8 protein-coding genes and 1 pseudogene are annotated in these 9,893 nt (G+C 73.9%); 3 read left to right on the top strand and 6 right to left on the bottom strand.

Going from position 1 to position 9,893, the window contains the following annotated elements; all coding sequences use genetic code 11:
• A pseudogene (locus K6I33_RS25175) lies at positions 1 to 523 on the bottom strand (hypothetical protein); the annotation flags it as partial.
• 366 nt (positions 524 to 889) lie between these two features.
• Positions 890 to 2,278 carry a transcriptional regulator gene (locus tag K6I33_RS25170; RefSeq protein ID WP_229356812.1) on the bottom strand — a complete coding sequence of 463 codons (1,389 nt, stop codon included), beginning with the start codon at positions 2,276 to 2,278 and terminating at the stop codon, positions 890 to 892.
• A 350-nt stretch (positions 2,279 to 2,628) separates the two neighbouring features.
• Between K6I33_RS25170 and K6I33_RS25165 the strand changes: the two genes are divergently transcribed.
• The 3 genes from K6I33_RS25165 (at position 2,629) to K6I33_RS25155 (ending at position 5,952) form a co-directional block, all read left to right on the top strand.
• Positions 2,629 to 3,297 carry a bifunctional DNA primase/polymerase gene (locus K6I33_RS25165; RefSeq protein WP_229356811.1) on the top strand — a complete coding sequence of 223 codons (669 nt, stop codon included), beginning with the start codon at positions 2,629 to 2,631 and terminating at the stop codon, positions 3,295 to 3,297.
• A 208-nt stretch (positions 3,298 to 3,505) separates the two neighbouring features.
• Positions 3,506 to 4,303 carry an ABC transporter ATP-binding protein gene (locus K6I33_RS25160; protein ID WP_229356810.1) on the top strand — a complete coding sequence of 266 codons (798 nt, stop codon included), beginning with the start codon at positions 3,506 to 3,508 and terminating at the stop codon, positions 4,301 to 4,303.
• Positions 4,300 to 5,952, top strand: a complete 1,653-nt coding sequence (locus tag K6I33_RS25155) for a transporter (RefSeq protein WP_229356809.1) — start codon at positions 4,300 to 4,302, stop codon at positions 5,950 to 5,952. Before K6I33_RS25160 ends, K6I33_RS25155 begins: the two co-directional genes overlap by 4 nt.
• 60 nt (positions 5,953 to 6,012) lie before the next feature.
• Here K6I33_RS25155 and K6I33_RS25150 read toward each other — a convergent pair whose 3' ends face one another.
• The 4 genes from K6I33_RS25150 to K6I33_RS25135 all read right to left on the bottom strand — a co-directional run bounded on the left by K6I33_RS25150 (position 6,013) and on the right by K6I33_RS25135 (position 9,663).
• Positions 6,013 to 6,492 carry a MarR family winged helix-turn-helix transcriptional regulator gene (locus tag K6I33_RS25150; protein ID WP_229356808.1) on the bottom strand — a complete coding sequence of 160 codons (480 nt, stop codon included), beginning with the start codon at positions 6,490 to 6,492 and terminating at the stop codon, positions 6,013 to 6,015.
• 95 nt (positions 6,493 to 6,587) lie between these two features.
• Positions 6,588 to 7,064, bottom strand: a complete 477-nt coding sequence (locus K6I33_RS25145) for a hypothetical protein (protein ID WP_229356807.1) — start codon at positions 7,062 to 7,064, stop codon at positions 6,588 to 6,590.
• A 131-nt stretch (positions 7,065 to 7,195) separates the two neighbouring features.
• Positions 7,196 to 8,641, bottom strand: coding sequence for an FAD-dependent monooxygenase (locus K6I33_RS25140; RefSeq protein ID WP_229356806.1), 1,446 nt, complete (start codon positions 8,639 to 8,641; stop codon positions 7,196 to 7,198).
• A gap of 125 nt (positions 8,642 to 8,766) precedes the next feature.
• The gene (locus tag K6I33_RS25135; protein WP_229356805.1) at positions 8,767 to 9,663 is read right to left on the bottom strand and encodes an alpha/beta fold hydrolase; all 897 of its coding nucleotides are present in this window, start codon (positions 9,661 to 9,663) and stop codon (positions 8,767 to 8,769) included.
• Between the last annotated feature and the right edge of the window lie 230 nt (positions 9,664 to 9,893).

Here is a 9,893-nt window from a genome sequence, read left to right as displayed (position 1 = left end):
GGGGCACGGCTCCCGGCATCCCCGGCGCGGCTCCCGGCATCCCGGGCGCGGCCGCCGGGGCCGCCCCGGCCGGCGGAACGGGCGGCAGGAGGGTGGTCGCGGCCTCGGCGTGCGCCGCGCGCGCGGGGGCGGGCTCGTCGTCGCGCTCGTTGACGACGGGCGGGAGGTACTGCGTCGCGGCGGCGGAGTCCGCGCCGGGGACGGGCGGCAGGTACTGGGTGGCCGCGTCGGCGGCCATGGCGCCGGCGGGGCCCGCGTTGCCCATGACGGGCGGGAGGTACTGGGTGGCGGCGTCGGCCCCGGCCCCGGTCATGGGCGGCAGGAAGGCCGTGGCCTCCGCGTCACCGTGGGCGGCGTGCGCGGCGCGGGCGGCGTGGGCACCGCCGACGGCCGGCAGGCCACCCGGGTGCGGGGGCAGCAACTGCGTGGCCTCCGCGGCGGATTCGGGTCCGGAGTGTCCAGGACCCGAGCCGGGTATACCGGATATCTCAGGTATCTCGCGTATCTCGCGTATCTCGTGCATCTCCGGTATCGCGGGGGGCGCACCGAATCCGCCGCCCTGCGGCGGGTTCTCCGGCGGAAGAGGGGCACCGGCCGTGGGCCAGGGCGTGCCCCATTCGGGGGCAGGCCGAACTGGCGGCGCGGGCGGGGCCGCAGGGCGCTGCGGCTCGTTTCCCTGTCCGCTCTGCGTCACCGGGACTCCTCAGGCTGTAACGGGACTTACGGGACCGGCGGCTCACGCTACCGGGTCCCGCGGGCCGTCGGCCATGCGCCGCCCGTTCGCCCCGAAACGCCCCCTCTTCGCCCACGCCGACCCGCGTCGTCCTCGACGTCGTCCTCAAACGCCGGACGGGCACGCTCGACCCGCCGCGGCCCATCCGGCATCCGACTACGCCGCCTGCATCTCCATCCGCGCCCCGAACTCCCGCACCACCGGCTCGTCCCGGTACGGCTCCAGTCGCTGCTGGAAGTCGTCCAGGTACTCCGCGCCCCGGTTGGACCGCAGCGTGCCCAGCAGTTCCAGGGCCCGGCCGCCGGTGGTGACCGCCTCCTCCACCTCCCTCTGCTGCACATGCGCCGTGGCCAGGAGCAGCAGGTCGATCGCCCGCCGGCGGACCCGGCCCGGCGGGTGCGCGGCGAGCGCCTCCTCGGCGTGGCGCCGCGCCGGTTCGGCCTGGCCCAGGTCACGGTGGCAGTGGGCCAGCTCGTCCGAGAGATACGCCTGGTCGAAGTGACGGATCCACGGTGGTTCGTCCCCCGACTCCCGGCCGCTGTCGGCGGCTTCGAGCCGGGAGACGGCCCGGCCCGCGACGACCTGGCAGGAGCGCGCGTCGCCGAGCAGCGCGTGGCCGCGCGCCTCGGCGGCGTAGAACATCGCCTCGGCACGGGGTGGTACGTGCCCCCGCGCCCCCTCCTGCGCGGCCTTCGCCAGCTGCGCGATCTCCCGTGGGTTGCCGAGCGACGCGGCGAGGTGGCTCATGCTGGCGGCCAGCACATACCCCCCGTAGCCCCGGTCACCGGCGGCCTGGGCGAGCCGCAGCGCCTGGATGTAGTAGCGCTGGGCGAGCCCGGGCTGGCCCGTGTCGACGGCCATGTAGCCGGCGAGCTCCGTCAGCCGGGCCACGGCCGCGAACAGATCGCGCCCGACCGCCTCCCGGTACGAGCCGGCGAGCAGGCCGGAGACGACACTGTTGAGGTAGTGGACCACCACCGGGCGGACGTGCCCGCTGCCGTAGCGGTGGTCGAGCTCGACGAGGGCCTCCGTGGTGGCCCGGACGGCCTCGACGTCGGAGGTGCCGACGCGCGCTCCCGCGCTCCGGGCGACCTGTGCGTCGGCGGCGGTGATCAGCCAGTCGCGGCTGGGCTCGACGAGCGCGGAGGACGCCACCGAGGTGCCGCTGAGGAAGTCGCGCCGGCCGACGTCGCTGCGCCACAGCTCGCAGACCTGCTCGATCGCGCCGAGCACGGTCGGGGAGAACTGGAGCCCGACGCCGGAGGCCAGGTTCTTGCCGTTGGCCATGCCGATCTCGTCGATCGTCACCGTGCGGCCCAGCTTGCGGCCGAGGGCCTCGGCGATGACGGCGGGGGCCCGGCCGCGCGGCTGCTGGCCGCGCAGCCAGCGGGCTACGGACGTCTTGTCGTAACGCAGGTCCAGTCCGTGCTCGGCGCCGCACATGTTGACCCGGCGCGCCAATCCGGCGTTGGAGCAGCCGGCTTCCTGGATGAGCGCCTGCAACCGTTCGTTCGGCTGCCGCGCCACAAGTGGCCTCGCGGCCATGCTTTACCCCCTGAGACTGCTGATACCGCTATGCGTTCGCGATGAGTTCCGCCGGATGCGGAACAGCCGGTTCGGCCGTGAACGCTCTCACCCGTGATCTTTGCCCCCTGGATATCCGGAGAATGCAGGACTTGCCGGTATTCGCGCCAATCGCGGCGTTCCACGACCGGAGCCACCGCCTCGGCGACCCCGGCCGTCAACCGCCGCCCAGGTGGCTACCCCTTCGCGGCGGCGAACCCTCGCCTGCGCCCCCGTACATGCATCCGTGCGCCCCGTGTGCTGTTACCGGCAGGTGCAACTCGCCTGTGCCGCTGCCGTAACCCCTGATGACAAGGGGAGTTGTGTTGAACGTGGAAGAGACCATCGGAGTAGGAGCCCCGCACATCCCCCAACAGCGCGGCGAGCGCGTGCCCGACGCCGCCGTGAGATATGCGGAGGACCGGCACTGGGACGTTTTTCCGGGCACCTGGCTGGAGGCCGTCGGGGGGCGGGAGCGCTGCTCGTGCGGGGAGTACGAGTGCCCCGCGCCCGGCGCCCACCCGGCCCGGCCCGACTGGGCCTCCCAGGCCACGGGGAGCGCGTCCACGGCCCGGCGGATGTGGACCAAGCAGCCCCGCGCCTCGATCCTGCTGCCCACCGGCCGCACCTTCGACGCGCTCGAGGTCTCCGAGTCGGCGGGCTTCCTGGCGCTGGCCCGCATGGAGCGGATGGAGATCCAGCTGGGCCCGGTCACCTGCACCCCCTTCCGCCGGATGCTCTTCTTCGTCCTGCCCGGCGGCTCCCTCAAGGTCGCCGACCACGCCCGCAGGCTCGGCTGGTCCCCCGCCACGCTGGACCTGGTCCCCCATGGCGAGGGCGGCTACGTGGTCGCGCCCCCCACCCGGATCGGCAACCGGGGCCGGGTCCAGTGGGCCCGGCAGCCCACGCCCGCCAACCGCTGGCTGCCGGACGCGGAGGAGCTGGTCAGCGCCCTGGCCTACGCCTGCGGCCGGGGCACCGCCCCGGCGAGCTGCCGCTGACCGGCGCGCCGACCCACACGCCGCCCGACGCGCCGACCGGTACACCGGGCGAATACCGGGAAGTCCCGGCGGCCCGCGAAGTTCCGCCGGACCACGAAGTCCTGACAAACCTCATGCCCCCGCCCCTCGACACGCCTCTAGGCTGGTTCCGGGGGGCAGGGCGGTGTCCGTCCCCCGGAACAGCACTCGGGGATTTGAGGAACAGCACGTGGGACGGGAAGCGACAACCGGGACCGGCATACCGGCGGTACGCGTCGAGGGTCTGTGGAAGCGGTTCGGCGAGCAGGTGGCGGTCGCCGGGATCGATCTGGAGATACCCGCGGGCCGGTTCGTGGGCCTGGTCGGCCCCAACGGCGCCGGAAAGACCACCACCCTCTCCATGGTCACCGGGCTGCTGCGCCCGGGCTCCGGCCGGGTGGAGATCGGCGGCGTGGACGTCTGGCAGGACCCGGCCGCCGTCAAGGCCCGCATCGGAGTGCTGCCCGAGGGGCTGAGGATGTTCGAGCGCCTCTCGGGGCGCGAACTCCTCGCCTACACCGGACGGCTGCGCGGCCTGCCCGGGGACGAGGTCGACAAGCGCGCCACCCAGCTCCTGGACGTCCTCGACCTCGCGGGCGCGCAGAACAAGCTCGTCATCGACTACTCCACCGGCATGCGCAAGAAGATCGGCCTGGCCGCCGCGCTGCTCCACAACCCCGAAGTCCTCTTCCTCGACGAACCGTTCGAGGGCGTCGACCCGGTCTCCGCCCAGACGATCCGCAAGGTCCTGGAGCGCTACACCGCCTCGGGCGCCACCGTCGTCTTCTCCAGCCATGTGATGGAACTGGTGGAGTCGCTGTGCTCCTGGGTCGCGGTGCTGGCCGGCGGCCGCATCCGCGCCCACGGCCCCCTCGCGCACGTCCGCGGCGACGCGCCGACCCTCCAGGACGCGTTCCTCGAACTCGTCGGCATGCGCGGGCACACGGACGGCGACGACCTCGACTGGCTCGGCGGCGGCGCCCGATGAGCACGGCCACCACCCCACCGGTCTCCCCCGCCACCTCCACCGCGTCCTCGACGTCGGTCCAGGACTCCGTCGCCGTCTTCGTCCGGCTGAAGCTGTCGCTGCTGCGCAACGGACTGCGGCAGTCCTCCGGCCGCAAGGCCGTCTGGATCACTTCCCTCGTCCTCGTCTCGCTCTACTCCGCGCTCCAGCTCCTCGGCTTCATCGCGCTGCGCGGACACGCCCACGTCGGCGCCCTCACCGTGTGCACGGCGGTCCTGCTGGCGTTCGGCTGGGCGGTGATGCCGCTGTTCTTCCCCGGCGGCGACGAGACCATGGACCCCAGCCGGCTGGTGATGCTGCCGCTGCGCCCCACCCCGATGCTGGCGGGCCTGCTGGCCGCGGCCCTGGTGGGCATCGGCCCCGGGTTCACCGTGACGGTGCTGATCGGCGCCGTGATCGCCAGTGCCCATGGCGCGGCCGCCTTCGCCGCCGGCGTCCTGGCCCTCCTCCTGGCCCTGCTGGTCTGCCTGGCCCTGGCCCGGGCCGTGGCCACGGCCAACGTCCGGCTGCTGACCAGCCGCAAGGGCCGTGACCTGGCCCTGCTGAGCGGTCTGTTCATCGCGGTGGGCGGACAGCTCGTCAACCTCGCCATGCAGAAGCTCAACGGTGCCGGCATGGCCCGGCTGGAGTCCGTGGCCGACGTCCTGCGCTGGATCCCGCCGGGCTCCGCGCTGGACGCCGTCCGGGCCGCGAGCGACGGCGCGTACGGCCGGGCCGCCACCGGGCTGGCCCTGACGGCCGTCGCGCTCGCCGCGGTGCTGTGGTGGTGGCAGCGCGGCCTGACGAAGGTGATGACCGCGGGCGACTCCTCCACCCTCGGCGCGGCCTCCGTCACCAAGCCCGGGAAGGCCGCCGCCGGGAACTCCGGCCTCGCCCGGCTGCTGCCGGCCGGCCGCACCGGCACCGTCATGCACCGCTCACTGCGGTACATCTGGCGCGACCCCAAGACCAAGGCCTCCTGGGTCTCCGGGCTCGCGGTGGGCGCGCTGGTGCCGATCGTCAACGCGGCGCAGGGCATGTCCAACGTCTGGTTCGCCATGTTCGCGCCGACCATGCTCGGCCTTCAGATGTACAACCAGTTCGGCCAGGACGGCCCGGCCTTCTGGATGGTGCTCCAGACCATCGGCTCCCGCCGCGACGCCTACGCCGAACTGCGCGCCCGCGCCCTGACCTTCTCGCTGGTCGCCGTCCCGTACGTGGTCCTCGTGGTCACCGGAACGGCGTACTTCACCGGCCGCTGGGAGGACTGGGCGGAGGTCCTCGGCATGTCCTTCGCGCTCCTGGGCGCCCTCTTCGCCACCGGCGCCCTGGCCTCGGTCCTGGCCCCGTACTCGATCCCCCAGGACAGCGGCTTCAAGAACGTCGCCCCCGGCCAGGGCGCCCTCGCCTGGTTCGGCATGCTGGGCGCCCTGATCGGCGCGGTGCTGTGCGCCCCGCTGGGCGCGCTGGCGATCGGCCTCCACATCGCCGGCGCCCACGGCTGGCTGTGGCTCGTGCTGCCGCTGGGCGCGGTCTACGGCGTCGTCGTCACCTGGGCGGGCCTGCGCCTGGCGGCGCCGCGCATGCTGGAACGACTGCCGGAGATCCTCACGGCGGTGAGCAAGGGGTAGCCAAGAGGGGGTTGTGAACGGTGGGGGGCTGGACACACGTCCAGCCCCCCACCGTCATGATCAGGCCCGCAGCTCCGGAGGCAGCGGGGCCGGGCTCAGGTGGGGCAGGACGCTGAGGGCGATGTCGGCCATGTTGGCCTGCTGCTGCGGTGTGAGGTGGTCCAGCAGATAGCGGCGGACGCCGTTCACGTGCACGGGGGCGGCGGCCCGCAGCGACTCCGCGCCCGCGTCGGTGAGGACGGCGTGGGCGCGACGGGGGTCGTCCGGGTCGTCCGCCCGTACCACCAGGCCGCGCTCCTGCATGCGGCGGATCTGGTGGGAGACCCTGCTCTTGGACCACTGGGCCTCGGTGCCCAGTTCGCTCAGTCCCAGCCGGTGCCCGGGGGCCTCGGAGAGGAGGACGAGCACGGTGTAGTCGGCGGTCGACAGGCCCACCTTGCGCAGGTCCTGGCTCAGCCGCGCCTCCAGCATCTCGCTCATGGCGACGTAGCCGCGCCAGGCGCGGGCCTCGTCCCGGTCCAGCCACCTCGGTTCGTCCACGTCGGCCAACCTTAGTGAGTCGGCCGGGCGGCGGTGGAGGACGGTCCTGGCCGGACCTGGCCGGACCGGGACGCGGGTGCGGGTGTGCGGACCCTTCAGCACACGACGTCGAAGGTGCCCTTGAGGTCCAGGCGCTGCTTGGCGCCGTCCTGCTCGAACTCGATGACGGCCGTCACCGTGTCCGTGTTCCAGTTCTGCACCTGCTCGACGGTCGTGCCGTCGGCCTCGGTCCACTTCAGCCGGTGGACGCCCGGGGACTCCTCGCGGTGCCGGACCTTCACCGTGCCCTCGGCCGGGTCCTGGCCGGCGAGCACCTTCCAGTGGGCGGTGTCCGCGCCCTCGAAGCGCAGCTCGAACTTGTAGCCGTTGTCGTAGGAGATCCGCAGGGTCTTGTCGGCGAAGTCGGGCTCGGCGGCGGTGCGCGCCGCGGCGGCGTGGGCGGGCGCGCGGCCCGTGTCCGCCGGGGCGTCCGCCTGGGCCGCGACCGGGGTGAGCGCCAGCAGCGCGGTGGACAGCGCGGCTGCCGCCCCGATGCCGAGGCCGAGGGTGATGCGGCGGTGGGTGCGGTTCACGGGTGTCCCCTTCCGGTGGGTTGACGTGTCAACCGTGAAGCTATGTTTTGTGTGGTTGATGTGTCAACTGTGCAGGTGAGGGGAGGTGAGAGGGGCCGCGCTTCGCTCATGCGGCGCGCGGCCCCCCGGTATCAGCCCTCCGACGCGGACTCCACGTACCCGTCCGGGCGGACGAGCAGCGTCGTGCGCTGGGCGTCCGCGCGCGTCACCGTCAGGACATCGGGCTCGTCCTTCCCGTCCACCCCTCGCGGCACCACCCGTACGTACGTCCCCGCCCGCAGCGCCTCGTACAGCCGCGACGGGCGCCCGTCCAGCTCGGCCAGCGGCAGGTCCGGCGCCCGCCGGCCGGTCAGCGGGTGGGAGCCGGGCGGCGCCGGGTAGTGGATGCCGATGCCGGAGACGTACAGCGCCGCCCGCCGCACCGCGAACGGCGCGAGCCGCGCCACGGTGCCCACCACGTTGCGCACGCCCCGGGTGGCGGGCGTGGACGCCAGGGCGGCGCGGACGAGGGCACCGCTGACGCGCAGCACCATCGCGCCCACCGGGTGCCGCTCGTCGTGGTAGCTGTCGAGGAGGGGCTCGCCGCCCCGCCCGGCGAGGACGGCGGCGAGCTTCCAGCCGAGGTTGGCGGCGTCCTGGACGCCCGCGTTGAGGCCCAGGCCGCCGGCCGGGGAGTGGACGTGCGCGGCGTCGCCCGCGAGGAAGACGCGGCCGTCCCGGTAGCGCGGCACCTGTCGCTCGTCGCTGTGGAAGCGCGAGGTCCAGCGGGGGTCGCGCATGCCGAAGTCCTTGCCGAAGGCGGCCCGGGTGACGGCCTTGAGGTTCTCGAAGTCGACGGGGGCGCTGGAGGGCAGGTCCTCGCTCCGGTCCCAGGCGATGACGCGGTACCAGCCGTCGCCGAAGGGGACGACGAACGCGAAGCCCTCGGGCGTGCCCCTGAAGGCGGGCACCTCGTCCGGCGCGGCGTCCAGCCGCACGTCGGCGAGCATGACCGAGCGCAGGACGGACCGCCCCGGGAAGGGCATGCCGATCGCCTCGCGGACGGCGCTGCGCACGCCGTCCGCGCCGACGACGTAGCGGGCCCGGTGGGTGACGGTCTCCCCGCCCTCCTCCGCCGGGGCCACGTCCACGTCGACGCCTTCCGCGTCCTGCCGCAGCCCGGTCACCCGCGCGCCGCGCCGGATGTCGGCACCGGCCGTGAGCGCGCGCTCCTCCAGCAGCCCCTCCAGTTCGTACTGAGGGGTGATCAGGATGCCGGGGAAGCGGCTGTCGAGGGCGGTCATGCCGACGCGGGTGCCGCCGGGGAGCCGCACCCCGGGCAGGAACGTGCCGGTCGCGATCAGCGGCTCGGCGAGCGCCCGGGCGTCGAGCACCTCCAGGGTGCGCGCGTGGATGGCGAAGGCGCGGGTGAGGTTGGATTCCTCGACGCGCTTCTCCAGCACCACGACCCGCACTCCCGCTGCGGCGAGATCGCCGGCGAGGAGGAGACCGGTCGGGCCGGCCCCCACGACCAGGACGTCCGCGGTGAACCCGGACGCGGAGGGCCCGGTGGGTGAGACGCGTGCGGAGGCAGACATGACGGCTCCCGGTGAATCGCTGTGGCACGGCCGGGGCTCGGCTCGTACTACCAGTGCACACCCGGCCGCCCAGATATGTCAACGCCTGTTGAATTAATTCGCCGACCGGCCGGGGACCCCCGCCCCTATGCCGGAATGGCCGCCTCGAGAAAGGGTTCGGTGACGCGCCGCCAGCCGTCCGGCTGGTCGTAGTGGATCAGGTGGCCCGCGTCCGGCACCTCGGCATAGCGACCGCGCGGCAGGACGCGGACCATCTCCTGGGCCTCGGCGCGGCCCAGCGCGCCGTCCAGCCCGCGGACGACCAGCGTGGGGCACTCGACCAGGGCCAGCTCCTCCCAGTGCGCGTCATGCGCGTAGCCCTCGCGAGCCTGGAGCATCTGACGGCGGAAGAACAGCGGCCGCCAGCCGTCGGCGCGCTCGGCCATCACCTCCGCGTAGAAGTCCCCACGGGTGGGGGTGGGCCGCTCCAGCGTCGGATCGTCCTCGCCGAACCACTTCCGCACGTCCGCGAGGGTGGCGAACGGCACCGGCCAGGAACCCAGCCACTGGCTCCACTCGCGCTGGGTGGCCGCGCCGAGGGCCGAGGCGCGCATGTCGCAGATGACCAGGGCGCGGACGAGGTCGGGACGGCGGGCGGCGAGCTGCCAGGCCGTGAGGGCGCCCATGGCGTGCCCGATCAGGGTGACGGGCGCGAGGCCGAGCTGCTCGACGGCGGCCTCCGCGTCGGCGACATATGCCTCCCGGGCGTAGGGGCCACTGACGGGCTTGTCGCTGCGGCCGTGGCCGCGCTGATCGAGGGCGATCGTGCGATAGCGCGTGGAGAGCCAGCGGGCCGTCTGCGCCCAGTGCGCGGCGCGGCCCAGGAGGCCGTGGAGGAGGAGCACCCCGCCCGCCCGGCGGCCGGGATCCGGCACCGGGCCGCCGCCGTACCGCCCGCGGCCGCCGGCCTTCGGCGGATCGGCGAACTCCCAGGCGGCGAGCCGTACTCCGCCGCTTCCCGTCACCTCGATACGCCGCACCATGAGCCCTGGCACCCCCTCGTCTCCCCCGAGCAGCTCCACCCTATGGAACTTCCATTCGAATGAACCGTTGTCGCGCGCAACACCCCTCGTTCGAGTGACCGGGCGGCAGGATTGACCGTCTGCGGTCAGGGGAGGAATCGATCTGGGCGCGGACCGTTCGGGGAAGAAGGTCCGCGCGGCGCACCCTGGGAGCTCGGGGCTCCGGGTCGCCATGGGGGAGAACGGGGAGG

The sequence above is a fragment of the Streptomyces sp. UNOB3_S3 genome (assembly GCF_020740895.1).
In the GTDB taxonomy this organism is placed as follows: domain Bacteria; phylum Actinomycetota; class Actinomycetes; order Streptomycetales; family Streptomycetaceae; genus Streptomyces.
This window is presented reverse-complemented; position numbering and strand designations above follow the sequence as displayed.